Annotated in this window: 15 protein-coding genes; 8 read left to right on the top strand and 7 right to left on the bottom strand. The window is 72.4% G+C overall.

Going from position 1 to position 19436, the window contains the following annotated elements:
- Positions 1–27 precede the first annotated feature (27 nt).
- Complete coding sequence (locus tag ACWGUG_RS03745; protein WP_452323865.1) at positions 28–891, bottom strand: SGNH/GDSL hydrolase family protein; 864 nt, start codon at positions 889–891, stop codon at positions 28–30.
- A 201-nt stretch (positions 892–1092) separates the two neighbouring features.
- Here ACWGUG_RS03745 and ACWGUG_RS03740 point away from each other — a divergent pair, with 201 nt between their 5' ends.
- Positions 1093–1410 (top strand): GNAT family N-acetyltransferase, encoded by a 318-nt coding sequence (locus tag ACWGUG_RS03740; protein ID WP_336393868.1) that lies wholly within the window; start codon positions 1093–1095, stop codon positions 1408–1410.
- A gap of 13 nt (positions 1411–1423) precedes the next feature.
- Positions 1424–2446, top strand: coding sequence for a pirin family protein (locus tag ACWGUG_RS03735; RefSeq protein WP_442928083.1), 1023 nt, complete (start codon positions 1424–1426; stop codon positions 2444–2446).
- Between the two features lie 189 nt (positions 2447–2635).
- Here the strand turns inward: ACWGUG_RS03735 and ACWGUG_RS03730 are convergent, their stop codons facing one another.
- Positions 2636–5653, bottom strand: coding sequence for a S8 family serine peptidase (locus ACWGUG_RS03730; RefSeq protein WP_452323864.1), 3018 nt, complete (start codon positions 5651–5653; stop codon positions 2636–2638).
- 142 nt (positions 5654–5795) lie between these two features.
- Here ACWGUG_RS03730 and ACWGUG_RS03725 point away from each other — a divergent pair, with 142 nt between their 5' ends.
- From ACWGUG_RS03725 to ACWGUG_RS03715, 3 genes are all read left to right on the top strand, one after another.
- Complete coding sequence (locus ACWGUG_RS03725; RefSeq protein WP_452323863.1) at positions 5796–6347, top strand: ECF transporter S component; 552 nt, start codon at positions 5796–5798, stop codon at positions 6345–6347.
- Positions 6348–6427: 80 nt separating this feature from the next.
- Entirely contained in the window at positions 6428–8431 is a 2004-nt protein-coding gene (locus ACWGUG_RS03720; protein WP_452323862.1) for an ABC transporter ATP-binding protein, read from the top strand.
- A complete protein-coding gene (locus ACWGUG_RS03715) occupies positions 8428–9279 on the top strand; it encodes an energy-coupling factor transporter transmembrane component T (protein ID WP_452323861.1) in 852 nt (283 codons plus the stop codon). Before ACWGUG_RS03720 ends, ACWGUG_RS03715 begins: the two co-directional genes overlap by 4 nt.
- Positions 9280–9357: 78 nt before the next feature.
- Here the strand turns inward: ACWGUG_RS03715 and ACWGUG_RS03710 are convergent, their stop codons facing one another.
- Together ACWGUG_RS03710 and ACWGUG_RS03705 are read right to left on the bottom strand one after the other, a co-directional pair.
- Positions 9358–10521 (bottom strand): acyl-CoA dehydrogenase family protein, encoded by a 1164-nt coding sequence (locus ACWGUG_RS03710; RefSeq protein ID WP_452323860.1) that lies wholly within the window; start codon positions 10519–10521, stop codon positions 9358–9360.
- A 133-nt stretch (positions 10522–10654) separates the two neighbouring features.
- The gene (locus ACWGUG_RS03705; protein ID WP_452323859.1) at positions 10655–11659 is read right to left on the bottom strand and encodes a M15 family metallopeptidase; all 1005 of its coding nucleotides are present in this window, start codon (positions 11657–11659) and stop codon (positions 10655–10657) included.
- Positions 11660–12084: 425 nt separating this feature from the next.
- Here ACWGUG_RS03705 and ACWGUG_RS03700 point away from each other — a divergent pair, with 425 nt between their 5' ends.
- Positions 12085–13227 (top strand): Rv2578c family radical SAM protein, encoded by a 1143-nt coding sequence (locus ACWGUG_RS03700; RefSeq protein ID WP_452323858.1) that lies wholly within the window; start codon positions 12085–12087, stop codon positions 13225–13227.
- Between the two features lie 14 nt (positions 13228–13241).
- Here the strand turns inward: ACWGUG_RS03700 and ACWGUG_RS03695 are convergent, their stop codons facing one another.
- Entirely contained in the window at positions 13242–14171 is a 930-nt protein-coding gene (locus ACWGUG_RS03695; protein WP_452323857.1) for an SGNH/GDSL hydrolase family protein, read from the bottom strand.
- A 109-nt stretch (positions 14172–14280) separates the two neighbouring features.
- A complete protein-coding gene (locus ACWGUG_RS03690) occupies positions 14281–15240 on the bottom strand; it encodes an alpha/beta fold hydrolase (RefSeq protein WP_452323856.1) in 960 nt (319 codons plus the stop codon).
- Between the two features lie 70 nt (positions 15241–15310).
- On the opposite strand from ACWGUG_RS03690, the gene ACWGUG_RS03685 reads away from it, so the two are divergent.
- Positions 15311–15973: a TetR/AcrR family transcriptional regulator gene (locus ACWGUG_RS03685; RefSeq protein WP_452323855.1), complete on the top strand. Its 663-nt coding sequence runs from the start codon at positions 15311–15313 to the stop codon at positions 15971–15973.
- A 58-nt stretch (positions 15974–16031) separates the two neighbouring features.
- A complete protein-coding gene (locus ACWGUG_RS03680) occupies positions 16032–17300 on the top strand; it encodes a glycosyltransferase (RefSeq protein ID WP_452323854.1) in 1269 nt (422 codons plus the stop codon).
- Between the two features lie 30 nt (positions 17301–17330).
- On the opposite strand, the gene ACWGUG_RS03675 is transcribed toward ACWGUG_RS03680, so the two are convergent.
- A complete protein-coding gene (locus ACWGUG_RS03675) occupies positions 17331–18950 on the bottom strand; it encodes a DEAD/DEAH box helicase (protein ID WP_452323853.1) in 1620 nt (539 codons plus the stop codon).
- Positions 18951–19436 lie beyond the last annotated feature (486 nt).

Raw genomic sequence — 19436 nt, 5'->3', positions numbered from 1 at the left:
CGCGGGCCGCGGCATCCGTCACCGTCATCAGCCCGCGAGCACGGCCTGGATCACCTGGGTGTACGCGGTGTACCCCGCGTAGGTCGGGTGGAGGAAGCCGGCCGGATCGTTCACCGGGTCCAGCCCGAACCAGGGATCGCTCGGCACGCCGGGCACCAGCTGCACCCCGTGCCCGAGGAACGCCTCCACGACATCGGCGTAGACGACGTTCGCACCGTTCGCGGCGGCCAGCGCCACCGCTGCCTGGATCACGGCGTTGAGGGCGTCCGTGGCTGTGTTGACGGCCTGGGCGAGGGCGGCCAGCGCCAAGCACTGCTCCACCGGTGCGACCAGCGCGCACGCCTGCACATCGACCGGCTCGAGCAGGTGCGGGTAACCGGTGACGACGATGGTGGCGTTGGGCGCGCGCTGCGCGATCTCGCCGATCAGCATCGCGAGCGGTTGAACGAGGCCGGGCGCGTCGTCGATGACGGTCTGAACCGCCATCAGGCACGCATTGAGGTCGCCGCCGGCGGGAACCGCCGCACACTGCGCGTACACCGCATCGAGACCGAGATCGTTCGCGCCCACGGTGAGCGTGACGAGGGTGGTGCCGCGGTTCACCTGCGACAGCTGGGCCCAGGTCTCTTCGATCGTGGCGCCGGAGCAGCCCGGGTTGCGGAGCAGATTGATCCTCGGCACATCGTCGAGCTGGGCGGCGTAGCCCCCGTCGGTGCGAACGCACGAGTCCAGGGGGACTCCTCCGCCCTGGCCCGCCGCGATGGAGTCGCCGAGAGCCACGTACTTCGCGACCTGCTGCGGCGGCGCGGCCGTCGCGCTTGCCGCTCCCGCTCCGATCAGGCCGATTCCGAGTGCCATCGCCGCGACCGCGGCGAGAATGCGTCGTTTCATGATTCCCCTTCGAATCCCCAGCGTTCGGATCGATTCCCCCGTGAATCGGCTGCTGCCTCGTCGCCGTCTTCTCGCCCGAGGGACGCCGCAGTTGATGCCGACGATAGACCCGCGGCATCCGTCCCGCCAGAGGCCCCCGCGCGCGCTGGCGGAATCACGCGCACGACACGTACGTTGAAGGGAACGACGGAAGGAATCCGAGTGACCGACACCGAACAGATCACCGTGACCCGCAACGACGAGGAGCACCGCTACGAGGTGCACGTCGGAGACGTCCTCGCCGGCTTCACGACGTTCCGCATCGACTCCCGCGGGCGCCTGCTCTTCCCGCACACCGAGGTCGACCCGGCGTTCCGCGGACGCGGACTCGCGCAGGCGGTCGTGTCGGAGGCGATGACGGATGCCGCGCGCCGCGGCGAGACCGTCGTGCCGCACTGCCCTGTCGTGGCCAAGCACCTGCGCGAGAACGAGGTCCCCGGGCTCACGATCGAGTGGCCCGGCCAGCCGCACCCCGAGTGAGCGGACCAGGGCGATGACCCGCCTCGACGCCTCGTCGACCGCCGGCGGCCTCCGTCCGGACGCGATGGAGGTGGCATCCGCCGTCGAATGCTCCGGCCCGCGCACGCTGCTCCTCGAATCGAGGGAGGTCCCGCTGGGGGGCGTCCGCGCCATGTCGGTGCATCGCTCGCTGCCGCAGCGCGACCTGCCGCTGGTCGGCGCCTGGTGCTTCCTCGACCGGTTCGGTCCGCAGGACGCCCGCATGCGCGTGGAGCCGCATCCGCACATCGGGCTGCAGACGGTGACGTGGCCGTACCTCGGCGACGTGCGCCACCGCGACTCGGTGGGCAGCGACGTCGTCGTCCGCCGCGGTGCGCTCAACCTCATGACCAGCGGCGCGGGCATCTCCCACTCCGAGTACTCCGTCGGCGACGGCCCCACCCCGCTCGACGCGCTGCAGCTGTGGATCGCACTGCCGGAGTCCCGCCGCCACGGCGCGCCGGCGTTCGAGCAGCACGACGTGCTGCCCGACGTCGAGCTTCCGGCGCTCCTCGGCTCCCCGGGCGCGGCGACCGTCGTGCTCGGCGAGCTCGCCGGGGTCGCGTCGCCGGCCACCGTGTACACGCCGATCGTCGGGGCGGAGCTGCGCATCCCGCCCGGCGCGACGGTCCGCGTTCCCCTGCAGGCGGCGTGGGAGCACGCGCTCATCGCCGTGGCGGGCGAGGCCGAGGTGGCGTCCGCCGTCGGCGACGGGACCGGCACCGCCGTCGTCCTGGACACCGAGCACCTGCTGTACCTCGGAACCCAGCGCGACGACGTCGTGCTGTCGAGCGCGGCCGGCGCGACGCTCTTCCTGCTCGGCGGCGAGCCGTTCGAGGACGACGTCGTGATGTGGTGGAACTTCGTCGGCCGCTCCCACGAGGAGATCGTCGAGGCGCGCGAGGCGTGGGAGGCCGGCTCGGAGCGGTTCGGCCGGGTCGTCGACCACGGCGACGAGCGCATCCCCGCCCCGCCGCTGCCCGCCGTGAGGCTCACGCGGCGTCGGCGACGGCTCTAGCCCCTTCGGCCTCGGCATCGCCTGCCGTGCACAGCGTCGGAGGTTTTCGCCGACACGCCGGGGCGAGGCATCCGTCGCCCGGCGCGCCGCCCGAAGCCTCCGATTCGGTGCACGCGTCGCGGCGACCCCGCCCCGGCACGCGAAGAGGCGCCCGGGCCGCAGCCCGGACGCCTCTTCGGTGTGGAACGGTTACGGCACGTCGACCGAGACGACCGTGCGCACCTGCGAGTCGCCGTAGCGCACGACACCCAGGTAGCTTCCGCTCTCGAGGCCCGACCACGACAGCTGGAACTGCGTCGGCGTGGCCTCGGTCGCCGGCAGCGGGTTCGGGGTCGCGGTGAGCGATCCGAGTCCGTCCGGCGTGACGAGAGCCGAGGTGGCCTGCCAGGTGAACGGGTCCGTGTACGAGTACACGTGCGCCTCGATGAGGTAGTAGCCCGCGGTCGGCGCCACGATCTGGACGGCCTCGTCGGCCGAGGCCGACGCGGACTGCCAGTTCTCGTAGTAGCGCAGATCGGTGGGGCCCACCACACGGTAGACCGTGAGGTCGAGGTCGGATCCGGTGTCGTCGGACGAGTCGAGCGCGAAGCGCGCCAGCTCGGTCCCGGCGGCCACCTGGACCAGCTCGTAGGTGTACCCGTCGTCCTCGGCACCGGTGGCCTCGGTGCCGTCGATCAGCACGTCCTCGCGAGCGAGGCCGGCCAGGTTCAGCGGGAGGTCGCCCGTGATGCCCGGCGTGATCTCGATGTCGACGCTGCCGTCGGCACCCTCGCCCTCGACCTGCGCGGGAGCGGCGGCCGTCACCGGGAACACCGCGATCGGCGATCGCACCTCGGTCTCGCCCGACGTCCAGGTGAGGAAGCCGGTGGCCCACTGCTCGACCGGGGCGTCGCCCTTCGCGAAGGAGACCGTGAACGACTGCGTCTCGCCCGCCGCGCCGAAGGTCAGCGTGCTCGGCTCGACGGTCACGTTCATCCCGGGGACGGATGCCTCGGCGGTGAACGTGCCGGCCTGCGTCGCGGTGACCGTGCGGGTCACCGTCTGCGGGCCGGGCAGGGTGCCGATGCCGAACGACGCGAGGTTCAGGTCGCTGGGATCGGTGGGCTCGATCTCGCCGAAGAGGTCCTCGCCGAGCGCGCCCTCAAGGTACCCCGCCCAGTCCGCGGGACCGTTGAGGTACAGCAGCCCGGGCTCGAAGTACTTCGTCGGGTCGACGTGGCCGGCACCCTGCGCGAACGGGTCGGTGCTGTCGGTGCCGTCGGCCTTGACCGTGTTGTACGCGGTCGTCATGAGCGCGGACTTGATCTCGGCCGGCGTGGCCGTGGGGCGCTCACCGAGGTACAGCGCGCCGAGGCCGGCGACGTGCGGCGACGACATCGACGTGCCCGACTTGAAGCCGAACGTCGGCGCCTCGGTCGGACCGTTGTGGGTGGCGGCGACGATCGCGACACCCGGAGCCGAGACGTCGGGCTTGATGACGTCGGCGCCGTCGGCGAGCATCGGACCGCGGCTCGAGAAGCCCGCGACCTGCGGGGTCGGGGTCTCCTTGCCGGTGATGTTGTCACCCACGAGGGTCGCCGTGGCGTCCGCGGTGCTGCGCACGTAGTTCAGCAGCGCCGTGCGGTGCTGCGCGTCGATGTGCACGGTGGGGACCGAGTGGAAGTCGTTGTCGAGCGAGCCCGGGGTCACGTTCACGAGGATCATGCCCGTGCCGCCGGCAGCGGCGACCTCCTGCGACTTCTCGACGCGAGCGTTCGTGCCGCGGTCGCAGACCACGATCTTGCCGGCGACCTTGGCCGGGTCGAGCGTGCCGAGGAAGCACAGAGCCGCCTCGTTGGGAGCGGCGCCCGCCTTGGCGACGTCGCCCGAGTACACGACCGGACCGGTCAGGCTCTCGCCGAACGGCACGGTCACCGAGGCGCCGGCGGCCTGGAAGCCGTTCGGCAGCGTGACGGTGCCCTCGTACGTCGGGATGGTGGATGCCGCGACCGTGGTGTACCACGGCGACGCGTGGTCGGCCGTGGCGGCACCGGGGCCGCTGTTGCCCGCGCTCACCGCGACGAACACGCCGGCGGCCGCCGCGTTGAAGAACGAGATGTCCTCCGGCTGGAGCACGGTGGTGGCCGAGCCGCCGCCGATCGAGTAGTTGATCACGTCCACGCCGTCGGCGACTGCGGTGTCGATCGCGGCGAGCAGGTCGCTCAGCGCGCAGATGTCGTCGCTGGTGACGAGGTCGTCCGGACCCACGTAGCAGGCCTTGTACGACGCGACCTTCGCGGCCGGGGCGACACCCGAGACGTCGCCGAAGCCGACGCCCTCGACCGACGCCTCGACACCGAAGTTGCCGGCCGCCGTGCTCGCGGTGTGCGAGCCGTGGCCGTCACCGTCGCGCGGGGACAGGTAGTCGTAGCTGAAGTCGAAGCCCGTCGCCGCGGCGCCGTCGGCGAAGAACTGCGCGCCGATGAGCTTGGTGCTGTAGAGGTCCTTCGTCCAGCCCTGGTCGGACGCGTCCACGCGCCGGGCGCGGTACTCGTTGCCGTCGGACTTCTTGAAGACGACGTTGTCGCCGTTTATGTACGGCTTGCCCGTTCCGGGCTTGCCGATGAGCTTGTCGCCGGCGAACGACGGGTTCTCCGGGGCGATGCCGGTGTCGACCACGCCGACGACGACGCCCTTGCCGGCCTCGGCGACGCCGCCGACGGCATCCCACACTCCGCCGGTGCCGGCGTCACCCGAGCCGAGTCCGAGGAACTCGGTGGACGGGACGGCGTCGGGGTGGCGGATCTCGTCGGGGTACACCCCGAGCACGTTCTTGTCGCTCTGCAGCTTCGCGACCTGAGCGCCGTCGAGGTCGGCGGTGAACCCGTTCAGGGTCACCTGGTACGTCGTGGCGGGCGTGACGCCCGCCTCGGCGGCGACCTCCTGCTGCTCCTTCTTGAGGTGCGCGATGTACTTCTGCGAGTTCGCGGAGTGCGCGTCCAGCTGCCTCCCGGTCTCGGGCTTCGTGCGCTGGATGCCGGCCTGGCCGCCGTCGTACGTCGCCAGCGGTGCGTCCTTCAGCATGACGATGTAGCGGCCGGAGGGCGCATCGATCGGAACGGGGGTTCTCACCTCCTCCGGCGCCGCGCCGAAGCTGGCTGTGGCAGTGCCCGTGAACAGTGCGGCGAGTGTGACGACCGCGGCTGCTCTGACGGAGGATCGACCCATCGTGGCCTCCATATTGGTTTTCGTGGGGAGTCGCTGCGCCACTTCGTCGGGGCGCAGCGACCTCAAACCTAACTCTCGGTTGATTCTCGGTTAATGAGAGCTCTGTGAGAATCGAGAGGCCTCCCGCCGATAGGCTGGGCAGGTGGCTGAGCCGATTCGACTTTCGACGAGCGTTCTGCTCACGTGCGCGGCCATCGGCGTTGCGACGGGTGTTCTGCAGGCCGGCGCCGGGGCCATCAGCGGGTTCGTCTCGGCGGGCGCGCCGATCCTGTACGGGCTCGTGCTCGGGGTGCACGTCCTTCCGGGTGTGGTGGCCCAGGAGCTGCTCCGGCGTCCGTGGGTCGCGCTGATCACGCACCTCATCGCGGCGCTCGTCGCCAGCGCCGTCGTTCCGCTGTGGATCGGCCGGTACATCGGCACTGCCCTGCTCGTCGGCGCGCTGCAGGAGCTGGTCGCCGCCACGTCGCGCTACAAGCGCTGGGAGCCCTGGCGGTTCTTCCTCTCGGCGGTGATCGTGGGCGCCGTGATCGCTGTGGCGATCTGGTTCGCCGCGGACGTGTCGCGGTTCCCGCTCTGGGGTCAGATCGTCTACGTCGCGCTCTTCATCGTCGGTCCGGTGGCATGGACCGCCGTGGGGCTCGGGATCGGCGCGGCGCTGCGCCGCGCCGGCGTGGCGCGCCGAAGCCGCGCCTGACGTCGTCCGCGCGCGAGCTCGTTTCGCCGCCACCCAGGACGCAGGTAGGTTAGGGAAGGCTAAGTTTCCACCACGATCGGATGCCCGTGTCCACTGCCGCGCCGCTGCTGCGGGTGCGCGAGCTCGGCGTCACCCACGACGGCGAGACCGCCCCGGCGCCGGCATCCGTGTCGTTCGACGTCTCACCGGGTGAGGTCGTGCTGCTCCTCGGGCCCAGCGGGTCGGGCAAGTCGACGCTCACGCTCGCGCTGAACGGGCTCATCCCCCACACGGTGCCCGCCGAGGTCACGGGATCCGTCGAGGTCGGCGGCCTCGACACCCGGCACACCGCGGTCGCCGAGCTCAGCACCCGCGTCGGCATGGTCTTCCAGGATCCGGACGCGCAGCTGGTCACCGGAACGGTTCTCGACGAGGTCGCGTTCGGTCCGGAGAACCTGCGGATGCCGGTGCCCGACGTCCTCGCCCGCGCCGAGGCCGCCCTGCGCCGCGTGGGGCTGTGGGAGCGCCGCTCCGAGAACCCCGACCGGCTGTCGGGCGGCGGACGTCAGCGGCTGGCGATCGCCTGCGCCCTCGCGATGGGCTCGCCGCTGCTCGTGCTGGACGAGCCGACCGCGAACCTCGACCCCGCCGGGATCGAAGAGGTCTACGCCGCCCTGGCCGAGCTCGTGGCCGCCGGGGATCGGGCCATCCTGCTCGTCGAGCACAACCTCGATGCCGCGGTCGGATTCGTCGACCGGGTGGTCGTGCTCGATCACGACGGGCGGCTCTTCGCCGACGGCACCGTCGACGAGGTCCTCCGCGGCCGCGCCGAGGAGCTGCAGCGGATGGGTGTCTGGCTGCCCGTGTCCACGATCGCCGCGCTGCGTCTCCGCCGCGCCGGCTTCGCGCTCGAGCCGCTTCCGCTCACCCCCGACGAGCTGCGCGCCGCCCTCGACGCCGAGCCCGCGCCCGTCCCCGCGGCATCCGGGTCTCCCCCCGCACCGGCCCCCGCGGCATCCGGAATTCGGACAATCGCGCAGATTCCGGATGCCACGCCCGCCGCAGTCCGGAAAACCGCTGATTCTCCGGTTTCCGGACCGGCCGCAGGCAAGCCACCCGGCCCGCTCATCCGCGTGCGCGGCCTGACGCTGCGCCGCGGCCGCACCGAGGTGCTCCACGACATCGACCTCGATGTTCCGCGCGGCGCGTTCGTCGCGGTCGTCGGGGCGAACGGCGCGGGCAAGACCAGCCTCATCCAGGCGATGGCGGGCGTCGTCACGCCGCCGAGGGGCGCCGTGCACGTCGACGGGGTCGACGTCGGCCGTGCTGACGCCCGCACCCTGAGCCGGCGCATCGGCTTCGTGTTCCAGAACCCCGAGCACCAGTTCATCGCGCACACGGTCTTCGACGAGATCGCGCACGGCCTGCGGCTGCAGCGCCTGCCCGAGGAGGAGGTGCGGACGCGCACGACGGCTCTCCTGGATCGATTCGGGCTCGCCTCGAAGGCGGCGAGCCACCCGTTCCTGCTGTCGGGCGGCCAGAAGCGGCGGCTCTCGGTGGGCACGGCGCTCGTCGCCGGGGCCCCCGTGCTCGTGCTCGACGAGCCCACCTTCGGCCAGGACCGTGCACGGGCGGAGGAGCTGCTGTCGCTGCTGTCGGAGCTGAACGCCGAGGGCACCACGATCCTGGTGGTGACCCACGACATGCAGCTGGTCACCGACTACGCCGACCGCACCGTCGTGATGACCGGCGGCCGCGTGCTCGCCGAGGGCCCGACCGCCGAGGTGTTCGCCGACGACGCCCTCATCACCGGCGCCGGCCTGCGCCCGCCGCCGCTGCGGCGTGCGCTGCGGAACGTCGTGCGCCACCCCGAGCTCGCCCGCATCGCACGTCTGGCCGATCTCCCCGGCAGCCGGGCGGCCCTCCCGCGCTCCGAGCCCGACGGGGCGCCCGCCCAGCTCCCGAACGGCGCCGCGTCGGCCGAGCTTCCGAACGACGCGTCGAGGTCGCGCAAGGTCGCCGATCCCGACCACTCCGCCGCGAATGGTCAGGAGCTCGGCCCGCACGCGGCACCCGCCCCGCACGCCGCGGGAGGTGCGCTGTGACCGACACCGGGCCCCTGACCGTGGCGACGGCGTCGCGCAGCGCGGTCGATCCGTACGCGCGGCGGGTCGAGGCATCCGCTGTCCGCTTCCTCTACGGCCTCAACCCGCTCGCCAAGCTCGCTGCACCACTGCCCGCCGCCGCGCTGCTGGTCTTCGTGCGGGACGCCGCGACCCCTGCGGCCTTCCTCGCGCTCGCGTACGCCGTTCTGCTGGTGGGCGTCTCGTTCACGCGGCGCCTGGCGGCGATCCTGTTCCTCGTGCTGCCGCTCGGTGCCCTGATCATCGGTTTCGGATTCGCGCTGTGGACGGACGCGTCGCGCGTCGACCAGTCCTGGGTGGTGTGGCAGGTGGGCGGCTGGACGATGTACGGCGGAGCCCTCGCCGTCGGCTTCGCCACCGGGCTCCGGCTGTCGGCCATCCTCGCGCTCACCCTGATCACCGGCCTGTCGACGACGGGTCCCGACCTCGTGCGCGCCACGGTGCAGCAGCTGCGGGTGCCCTACCGGATCGGCTACACCGCGCTCGCGGCGTTCCGGTTCCTGCCCCGTTTCGGGTACGAGCTCGACGTGATCCGTCAGGCGCATCGCGTGCGCGGTGCGCACGGCGGACGGGGGCCGTTCGTCGCGGTCGCGCGGTGGTTCGGCTACATCGTGCCGCTTCTGGCCGGAGCGATCCGCCACGCCGAGAGGGTCGCGCTCGCGATGGATGCGCGCGCCTTCGGGGCGCATCCCGACCGCACCGAGCGGTACACCGTGCCGTGGCGGGCGCGCGACACCGTCTTCACGCTGGCCTTCTGGGCGGTCTCCGCGGCTCTGCTCGCCGCCACCTTCCCGTGGGGTCTGGCCTGACCTCGTGCGGGCCTCGGCCCGGGAGCGACGGATGCCGGAGACCCGGCGCCTCCGCAGAGGGCCGGGTCGTGGCATCCGTCAGCGCCTGCCGACGATCTGGCGCGAGACGATGTCGCGCATGATCTCGTTCGTGCCGCCGTAGATGCGGTGCACGCGGGCATCGAGATAGGCGCGGGCGATCGGGTACTCGGTGATGTAGCCGTAGCCGCCGTGCAGCTGCACGCCGACATCGAGGAGCTCGGCCTCGCGGTCGGTCGTCCAGAACTTGACCTTCGCGGCCTCCTCGGCGGTGAGCTTCTCATCCCGGTAGAGCATCATCGCGCGGTCGACGTAGGCCCACATGACGTCGACGGTGGTGGCCATGTCGGCGAGCTTGAAGCGGGTGTTCTGGAAGTCGGCGATGCGCTCGCCGAACGCCTCACGGCTGAGCACGTAGTCGCGGGTCCACACGAACGCGGCCTCGCCCGCTGCCGCCGCCGCGACGCCGATCGACAGGCGCTCGAGCGGCAGGTTCATCATGAGCTGGATGAAGCCGAGGCCCTCCTTGCCACCGATGAGGTTCTCTTCGGGAACGAAGACGTCGGTGAACGACAGCTCGGCGGTGTCCCAGCCGTGGAAGCCCATCTTCTCGAGCTTCTTGCCGTGGTCGAAGCCCGTCATGCCGTCCTCGAGGATCAGCAGGCTGAAGGCATCCGGCCGGTTGCCCTCACCCGTCTTGACGAAGGTGACCACCATGTCGGCGGTCTTGCCCGACGAGATGAAGGTCTTCGCACCGTTGACGATGTAGCCGCCCTCGACGCGCTTGGCGGTGGTCTTGATGCCGCGGAGGTCCGAGCCGGCGCCGGGCTCGGTCATCGCGAGGGCGCCGAGGATCTCGCCGGTCGCCATGCCCGGCAGCCACTTCTCCTTCTGCTCCTGCGTGCCCATGTGCACGATGTAGGGCACGGCCAGGTCGTCCTGGATGCCGAGGGCGCCGGCCAGCGAGCCGAGGCCCGCGCCGATCGTCTCTTCGAGCACGATCGAGCGGAAGCGGTAGTCCTGCAGCATGCCGGCGCCGCCGAACTCCTCGGGCACCGACAGGCCGATGATCCCGGCCTCGCCCGCCGCCAGCATGGTGGCGCGGTCGATCTCGCCGTCGCGGTCCCACTGCCGGCGCTTCTCGTCCGAGGCGTAGCGCTTGATGAACTCCTTGACGACGTCGCGGAAGGCGTCGTGGTCCTCGTCGTAGATATCCCGCTCCATGGCAGGCGAACCTCTCTCTTCGTCGAGCCGGCGTCCCGTCGCGGCCCCGGTACCCCGATCCTACGCCGCGCCCGCGACATCCAGTCTCACCAGATGTGGAATCGAGTTCCTTCACCACGGATGCCGCGCCCGCTCACTGCGCGTAGTCCGGCGCGGGGGCGAGGGCGAAGAAGGCCTCCAGCGACGTCCACCCGCCGTCGTGGTACGCCTTGGCGAGTTCGGGCCCGATGTAGCGCAGGTGCCAGGGCTCCGGCAGGTACCCGGTCACCTCGGTCGCGCCCTCGACGTAGCGCACGATCCACCCGTGCTCCCACGCGTGCGCAGCGACCCACTGCCCCTGCGGCGTCGCGGCGAGGTCGTCGAGTGTGCCGCAGGCACCGGCGCACGCGACGACGTCGGCCCCGAGGCCCAGCTGGTGCTCGCTGTACCCGGGCCGCGCACTGACCTGATCGGCACGGTCGCCACGCTCTGCGAAATGCCGCCCGTAGGTCTGCTGCTGCGTCTGGTATGAGCGGAACCCGCTCTCCAGGGCGATCTCGCCGACGCCAGCCGTGCGCGCCGCATTGACGAGCGAGGTGAGAGCGGATGCCGCCTCCGTGCGCAGGGCGCCTCCCTCGATGTTGCGCACGCTGTCGGGCAGCACCAGGCCGCCGGGGCGATAGTCGATCGGAGACGCGGGGCGCAGCTTGTCGACGACGGCCCAGATGCGCGACGAGTCGCCGAGGTCCACGCACGGCGCACGCCCGTCGACCACTGCCGAGCGGAACGCCTCGCCGCCACCCGCGGCGACGATCGCCTGCTCGTCGGCGCCCGAGCGGAGCGCGGTGAGGAACTCGGGGAGAGCGCAGAGGTCTGCGGCCAGCGGCGACTGCTCCACGGCGGGCACGGGGAGCTGCTCGATCTCGCGCGCCTCCAGCGTGGTGGTGAGCGCAGCCTCGACCTCTGCCGGCGGGGCGGGCGGCAGCATCGCCGCCGTCATCGCCGCCGAGCCGAGCAGCAGTGCCGCACCTGCGGCGAGGGCCGCCACCGCGGCGACGCGGCCCGTGAGCCGCCGGGGACGCGCGTGCCGGACCGGCTGCGCGTCCTCGCCGACGGCGAGGATCTCGGCGCCGCGGGCGGCCCGCCGCTCACTCGTCACCGGGCGGCTATGGCGCGCGACGCGCCCGCCCGGTCGCGCTCTCAGCGAGGGAACCGGATGCGTCGCTGCCGTGTCGGGCGCGGCCGCCGCATGGGAGGTGGTGCGAGGCGCGGACGCGGGGGATGCGGTGTGAGGCGCGGACGCGGGGGAGGCCGTGTAGGCCGCGGCAGCGGGTGCAGGTGCGGCGGACGCGGCGTCCGGTGCGACCGCGGCGGACTCCTCCCGGGCGCGCCGCGCCGCCTCATCGCGCATCGCTCGGGCAGCGCGACGAGTCTCGGGGACGGCTCGGGGGGTGGCGAGCCGGCCAGGCTCCGTCACGCCTGCCATTCTGACCTGGACGGAGCATCGGCGCACGCTTTCCCGCGATGTTCGACACGCCGCCTCGGTGTCTTGACGCGCTTTCGAATTTTTGTTCTCATGGGTGAATGCGTTGGCAGGGTCAGGAGCTGGGTGTGGCGGATGCCGCGGCCCTGCCCGGCCTCGAGCAGCTCAACGGCCTCGTGCGCTCGGTCACCACGCCCGAGTTCGCCGGCGTGACCTTCCACGAGGTGCTCTGCAAGTCGGCGCTCAACCATGTGCCGATGGCGTCTGCGATGCCGTTCGACTGGACCGTGAACCCGTACCGCGGCTGCAGTCACTCGTGCGTTTACTGCTTCGCCCGCGGCACGCACGAGTACCTCGACCTCGACGCCGGGCGGGACTTCGACACGCAGGTCGTCGTGAAGATCAACGTCGCCGACGTGCTCGAGAAGGAACTGCAGCGGGGCAGCTGGCAGCGTCAGCCGGTGATGCTCGGCACCAACACCGACCCCTACCAGCGCGCCGAGGGCCGCTACCAGCTCATGCCGGGCATCGTGTCGGCGCTCGCCGAGTCGGGCACGCCGTTCTCGATCCTCACGAAGGGCACGCTGCTGCGGCGCGATCTGCCGATGCTGACGGATGCCGCGGCCCACGTGCCCGTCACGCTGGCCATGTCGATCGCGGTGTTCGACGACGAGCTGCAGCACCTGATCGAGCCGGGCACGCCGAGCGCCTCCGCCCGGCTGCAGACGGTCCGCGCGGCCGCCGACGCGGGCTTCCGCGTCACGGTGTTCCTGATGCCGATCATCCCGCACCTGACCGACTCGACAGCAGCGATCGACCACGCGCTGTCCCGCATCAAAGAGGCCGGCGCGATCCGGGTGGTCTACGGCGCACTGCACCTCCGGCCGGGCGCGAAGCAGTGGTTCATGCAGTGGCTCGAGCAGCGGCATCCGGAACTCGTGCCGTCGTATCGAGGGATGTACCCCGGCGTGACCGCGAATGCGCCGAAGGCGTACCGTGCATGGCTGGCGCAGCGCGTGCGACCGCTCCTGCGCGCGCACCGGCTCGACGGGCGCGCCGAGGAGGAGCACGGGCGCGGGGCGCCGGTGGCAGGACTCGCCGACCGCGCCGACGCACGCGCCGCTCCGATCGTCACGACCTCACGCGGGCGTGCCGCCGCCGCGAGCGCGAGGAACGCGATGCCGAGGAAGGCGACGGCGAGGAGCGCGACGGCCGGCGTCGATGCATCCGGCCGGCTCTTCTGACGGCGAGCCCGCCCTCAGCCGGCCAGCGTCACGCGCACGGCCGCGGCGTACGCGACGTACCCCGCGCTGTTGGGGTGGAAGGCGTTCCTGCTGCTGAGCCACCGGAAGTCGTTGATCCACGGGGCGGTGCTGCCGATGCCGTGTCCGGCGAAGTCGTCCTCGACGTCGACGAAGCGGGCGCCGTTGGCGACGGTCACCTGCTCGATGACGTCGTTCAGGACGACGGTCTGGTCGTTCACCTCGTCCGCCCACGTGTACTTGGGGTTGACTCCCGAGGAGTTCTCCCAGAACAGCAGCGGGTACCCGGTCACCACGATGCGCGCAGTCGCGGCCTTGGTGCGGATCGCCCCGATCACGTTCCCGATGCTGGCCTTGAAGGCGTCCGAGGTCGCGATCGCGGACCCCGCGGCGATCTTCGAGGAGCAGGTCGAGGTGACCAGGACGAAGCAGTTCTGCATGACGTCGGCGAACCCGACGTCGTTGCCGCCGACGGTCACCGTGACGATGCTCGCGTCGGCGGGGATGCCGGCGACCTGCGTCAGCACCGCGGACGTGTTGGCGCCCGAGCAGGCGAGGAAGGCGACGAGCCGCTTGTCGGGATCGGCGTCGAGCAGCTTCGGGTAGCTCTTCGAGCTGCGGTAGCAGGAACTGTCGAGATAGCTGTCGGCGCCCACGCCGGCGGCGAAAGAGTCGCCCACCGCCGCGTACGCGGGCTCGGCGGTACCGCCGCCGCCTCCGCCGCCTCCGCCGCCTCCGCCGCCGCCGCCCCCGCCGCCGGGCTTGTCGGGCTTCGCGGCCGCGACCGGCGCGGCCCAGCCCGCCTCAGCGGGGGCCGCGACCGCGAGCAGGCATGCCACCGCCAGCGCGGCGACCACCGCCATGACGGCGCGCAGCCGGCGCCGCGAATCCTCGTGCGTCCGCACGCGTGTGATCGAGACGTCCATCGGAATACCCCCAGTGCTCTCGACCCCCCAGTCGACTCGACGCCTTCGTCGATGGTCACAGCAATACCACAGCGGCCATCGGGGCGGAAGGGCCCCGCTGCGACGGGGCTCAGACTCCCACCGGGACGGAGCGTGCCGCGCCGGTGGGGAGCGGTGCCGGCTCAGGTCGTCCCTGGGCGATCGTCGGCGCCGATGGCGCCGCGGCGACGGCCGGTGCGGCGAGGTGCGCCAGCACCGCGTCGAGCACGACGTCTGCCGCGAGGAGCCGGTTGTGCCCGAGTCCGCGCGTCTCCAGAAGACGGGCACCGGGATGCGCCGCGGCGATGCGCTGCGCCTCCGCGAAGGGCACGAGGCGGTCTTCACGGTCGTGGGCGATCAGCAGCGGCACCGTTGCCGGCACGGGCCGCTGCACGCTCGACAGCCACGCGAACGGGTCGGGCTCACCCGGGAAGTAGCGGCTCGCGAACAGCTCCTTCATCCGGAGCGACACGGCATCGGAGTAGCCGAGGCCCGCCTGGAACTGCGTGAGCAGGGCAGCGGCGTCCGCCGGCGCGGCGATGGTGACCGCCCGCGACGTCCGGATGCCTCCCGCGGCGCCGATCAGCGTGGCGAGGCCGCCGAACGAGTGCCCGATCATCGCCTCGAACCTGCCGTGGCGCTCCTGGAGGGCCGCGAAGACGTGGAGCCAGTCCACGAGGTATGTGCGCCGCCCGGCCGAGTTCCCGTGGGCAGGCGCGTCGAACGCGACGACACGGTAATCCTCGGCGACGAGCTCGCGGATGAGCGGCGCGAACTGGCTGGCGCGCGCATCCCAGCCGTGCGCGAGCAGCACGACCCGGTTTCCGCCGCCCCACTCGTACGTCTCGACCTCGGCACCGCGCCGATCTACGCCCGCGACCGTGACACGACCGCGTCGGGCGCGGGACATCGTCGGCTCGTGGTCGGGGTGAACGGGCCGCGGTCTGGCGACGCGGCCGAAGAGCGGCATCGCGACGGCGGCGCCCCACCGGGGCGAGAGGGCGCCTGCGGCGCGGACGGACGTGCCGGCGACGGCGGCTGCGATATCCATGATGCTCCGATCCGAAGAATACGAACGGTCGTACTTATGAATACGAACGATCGTACGGTAACCTCGACGCATGGCACAACCCCCCGTCGACCGCCGCCGCCTGCGCGGCGACGAGTCGCGGCGTGCCGTGCTGTCACACGCGGTCGACACGGCGACGGTCGAGGGCCTCGACGGCCTCACGATCGGCCGGCTGGCGGATGCCTCGGGGCACAGCAAGAGCGGCATCGCCACGCTCTTCGGGTCGAAGGAGCAGCTGCAGCTGGCCGTCGTCGCGGCGGCGCGAGAGGTCTTCATCGATCGGGTGGTGGCGCCCGCCCGTGCCAGGACACCGCGCGGGCTCGTCCGCGTCTGCGCGCTCCTCACCGACTGGGTCTCCTACTCGCGCGACCGCGTGTTCAGCGGCGGGTGCTTCTTCGCGGCGACGTCCGTCGAGTTCGATGCCAAGCCCGGTGCCGTGCGGGACGCCGTCATCGCCGCCTCGGGCCAGTGGGAGGACTACCTCACCGCGAGCATCGAGCACGCGATGGCCGCCGGCGAGCTGCCGCTGCTCGACGATGCGCGCCAGCTGACGTTCGAGCTGGTGTCGTTCCTCGAGGCCGCCAACACCCGCTCCCTGCTGCACGCGAGCGATGAGCCGTACCGCCGCGCCGAGGTCGCCGTCCGCGCCCGGCTGACGGCGCTCGGCGGTGACCCCGCGCTGGTCGACGCGATCGGCGCAGCCTCCACGCCCTGAGCCGCGTCCGCGCCGCGCGCCCCTGGCGCGGACCGGATGCGCGGAGGACGATGTCGGGATGGCGCGCCTCCTGCTGTCGGCGATGCCGTTCACCGGGCACGTGACCCCGCTGCGGGCGATCGCGCACGCGCTCGTGGGGCGCGGGCACGACGTGCGGTTCTACACCGGCTCGGCCTTCCGGGCCGCGGTGGCGGCATCCGGCGCGGTCCTCGTGCCATGGCGCAGCGCCCCGGACTTCGACGAGATCGATCTGCGCGCGTCGTTCCCGCGACTGGAGGGCAGGAAGGGCATCAGGCAGGTCTTCGTGAACCTCGAGGACGTCATGATCGGCACGGCCCCCGCGCAGGTGGAGGATCTGCAGGCGGAGTGGGACCGGGAGCCGTGGGATGTCGTCGTCGCCGACGAGACCTCGGTCGGCGTCGCGCTCTTCGCGGAGCGGACCGGATGCCCCTGGGCCACGGTCGCCGTGCTGCCGCTGAGCCTGCCGAGCCGGCAGGGCGCCCCCAGCGGCCTGGGCATCGCGCCGGGCCGCAATCCCCTCACGCGCGCGAGGGATGCCGCCCTCCGCGCAGTCGCCCCGCTGCTGATGCGGCCCCTCGCCGCACCGCTCGCCCGCGCGCGCGACGCCGCAGGCCTGCCGGCGGACGCGACGCCGTTCGCGGCAGCGGTGTACTCGCCCGAGCGCATCCTCGCCAGCGGCGCGCCACTGCTCGACTTCGCCCGCGCGCGGCCCGACCACCTGGACTTCGTGGGACTGCTCGCGGCGCCGGCATCCGATCCCGGCCCGCTCCCGGACTGGTGGGGCGACCACGACGGTCGCACGGTGGTGCACGTGACACAGGGGACGCAGAACATCGATCCGGCCGACCTCATCCGGCCGGCGCTGGAGGCGCTCGCGCACCGCAACCTGCTCATCGTGGTGTCGACCGGGGTGCGCGGACGCGACAGGCTGCCGTTCCCGGTGCCGGGGAACGCCCGGGTCGCGGGATTCCTCCCCTACGACCGCCTGCTGCCCCGCACCGACGTCGTGATCACGAACGGCGGATGGGGCGGCACCCTGACCGCGCTCAGCCACGGCATCCCGCTCGTGGTCGCGGGCGGCGATCTCGACAAGCCGGAGGTTGCCGCCCGCGTCGCATGGACGGGAGCAGGCGTCGATCTGCGCACCGGCACGCCGACCGCCGGGCAGATCGCGCGTGCCTACGAGCGCGTCACGACCGACCCCGCGGTGAGGGATGCCGCAAGCCGCGTGGGCGCACAGCTGCGGTCGCTCGGCGGAGCCGCCGGAGCCGCTCGGCTGCTCGAGGCCTTCACGCTGCGCGGCTGACCGCCCCTGCGGCCGGCGCGCCCCTCGCCGTCAGCGGCGCTCGCTGTCGAAGAGGGGATCGCCCGGCCGCGCCTCGTCGAACGGCGCGTCGATGTCGGCGCGCTCGAGCAGCTCGGCGAGCCGTGCGCGACGGGAGCGGGTCACGAGGGTGACGACCAGGCCGCTGCGCCCGGCGCGTCCGGTGCGGCCGGCGCGGTGCAGGTACGTCTTGTACTCGTCCGGCGGATCGGCCTGCACCACGAGGTCGATGTCGTCGACGTGGATGCCGCGGGCCGCGACATCCGTCGCCACCAGCACGTCGATGCGCCCCGACGTGAGCTTCTCGAGGTTTCGGGTGCGCCGAGCCTGATCGAGATCGCCGTGCAGCGCGAGGGCCCGGATGCCGGCCTCGTCGAGCTGCGCCGCGACCATCTCGGCGTACGCGCGGGTGCGCGTGAACACGAGCGCCTTCCCGGCCGCGCCGACGAGCGACCGCAGGATCTCGGGCTTGTCGCGGTGGTCGATCACGAGCACGCGATGGTCGATGGTGCCGGAGCGCTGCGTCTCGCCCGCCACCTCGAACACGGCGGCCTCGGCGAGGAACTCGCGCACGAGCGTCTGCACCTGTCCGTCCAGCGTCGCCGAGAACAGCAGCCGCTGCGCCTCCCGCGGCGTGCGGCGCATCAGGCGCTGCACCGGCTCGAGGAAGCCCAGTTCGCACATGTGATCGGCTTCGTCGAGCACGGCGACGCGCACCTGCGACAGGTCGAGGGCGCGGGACTCGACGAGGTCCTCGATGCGGCCGGGCGTGCCGATGACGATGTCGATGCCCTTCTTGAGCGCGCCGAGCTGCCGCGCCTTGGGCACGCCGCCGTAGATCTGCGTCGTGAAGAGGCCGACGCTGCGCGCGATCGGCTGGATCGTGGCATCGATCTGCAGCGCCAGCTCCCTCGTCGGCGCGAGGACCAGCGCGCGCGGCGGCCGGCCGAAGTCGCGCTTCTGCCCGGCCTGCGAGCGCAGCACGCTCTCGACGAGCGGCGCACCGAAGGCGATGGTCTTGCCCGAGCCGGTGCGCCCGCGCGCGAGCACGTCCCGGCCGTCCAGGATCGCGGGGATCGTCGCCGCCTGGATGGGGAACGGATGCCGCGCCCCGAGCTCGCCGATGGCCTTGACGATGTTCTGCCCCAGGCCGAGGTCGGCGAACGTGGCGCCTTCGACCTCGGTGGGCGAGACCGCCGCGGCGTCGAGCCGCTCGTGCACCACGTCCTGGCGGGTCGTCCGATCGGCGCGACCGGCGTCCCGGCGCGGCGCGGCATCGCGGCCGGGGCGCGAATCGCGGCCGGCGCGCGGGTCGCGGCCGGCGGCGGCATCCCGTCGCGGCTCTGCGGGGCGCGCTCGCTCATCGCGGGAGTGGCTCCGGATGGAGCGCGCCTCATCGCGCCCCGCCCGCTCCTGCTCCGTCCAGCGACGCTTCGCGGGCGCCGGCCCGGCGTCGTCGCGGTGGCCGCGGTGCCCCGGGCTGCGGCTGCCGGGCTTCCCCGTCGACGATTCACCGGGACGCCGCTTCGCGTCGTCGCCGTCACGCGATCCGCCGGCGCGGTACTTCGGGTTGTAGCGCGGGTCGAAGTTCTTGGCCGCACGCCCCCCGCCGGGCTTCTTGTTCTTGGGCATCCGGTTCCTCACTGTGCGGTTTCGGCGGGCACCCGCAGCGCCGTCGGCGCGGGGTGGGCGGGGTGCGCCCAGCGTACTCGCGGCCGTCCGGCGACCCCTCCGATACCGCCTTCCGGGGGATCGGCGCAAGTTCTGGTCAGCGCTTGCCGGGCTCGGCAGGTTAGTGTTACCACAGGCGGCTTGCCGCTCAACAGCCTGGGAGGGCTGTTCCTGGGGAGTAGTCGTCGTATACCGATGGGCCCCGGACCGGGGATTCTATGGGGGGACGACCGGCACCGGGCTCACGCACCGAACCGATCGTGAGTCTCGAATGTCTCCCACGACCCTTTGCGATGCACCAAGTGCCCCACCGGTCCAGGACGGCGCCGTGATGTCGGCGGCCACCGCCACTCTCTCACATGTCGCGGTGGACACGGCGCCGGTGCAGGCGACGCGGCGTGACATCGTCGTGCCCGCCGTCAGCACGACGACCCGCCGGACGAGCGC

This window comes from Microbacterium sp. NPDC055455 (assembly GCF_053619935.1).
Note: the sequence above shows the minus strand (reverse complement) of the source record. Positions and strands in the feature narration are given on the sequence as shown.

Bases quoted from the DNA above. Each gene is read 5' to 3' on its own strand.
- ACWGUG_RS03730 (WP_452323864.1), bottom strand. From the start codon at position 5,653: ATGGGTCGATCCTCCGTCAGAGCAGCCGCGGTCGTCACACTCGCCGCA.
- ACWGUG_RS03675 (WP_452323853.1), bottom strand. From the start codon at position 18,950: ATGCCCAAGAACAAGAAGCCCGGCGGGGGGCGTGCGGCCAAGAACTTC.
- ACWGUG_RS03700 (WP_452323858.1), top strand. From the start codon at position 12,085: ATGCGTTGGCAGGGTCAGGAGCTGGGTGTGGCGGATGCCGCGGCCCTG.
- ACWGUG_RS03745 (WP_452323865.1), bottom strand. From the start codon at position 891: ATGAAACGACGCATTCTCGCCGCGGTCGCGGCGATGGCACTCGGAATC.
- ACWGUG_RS03710 (WP_452323860.1), bottom strand. From the start codon at position 10,521: ATGGAGCGGGATATCTACGACGAGGACCACGACGCCTTCCGCGACGTC.
- ACWGUG_RS03695 (WP_452323857.1), bottom strand. From the start codon at position 14,171: ATGGACGTCTCGATCACACGCGTGCGGACGCACGAGGATTCGCGGCGC.
- ACWGUG_RS03690 (WP_452323856.1), bottom strand. From the start codon at position 15,240: ATGGATATCGCAGCCGCCGTCGCCGGCACGTCCGTCCGCGCCGCAGGC.
- ACWGUG_RS03720 (WP_452323862.1), top strand. From the start codon at position 6,428: ATGCCCGTGTCCACTGCCGCGCCGCTGCTGCGGGTGCGCGAGCTCGGC.
- ACWGUG_RS03680 (WP_452323854.1), top strand. From the start codon at position 16,032: ATGGCGCGCCTCCTGCTGTCGGCGATGCCGTTCACCGGGCACGTGACC.
- ACWGUG_RS03685 (WP_452323855.1), top strand. From the start codon at position 15,311: ATGGCACAACCCCCCGTCGACCGCCGCCGCCTGCGCGGCGACGAGTCG.
- ACWGUG_RS03735 (WP_442928083.1), top strand. From the start codon at position 1,424: ATGACCCGCCTCGACGCCTCGTCGACCGCCGGCGGCCTCCGTCCGGAC.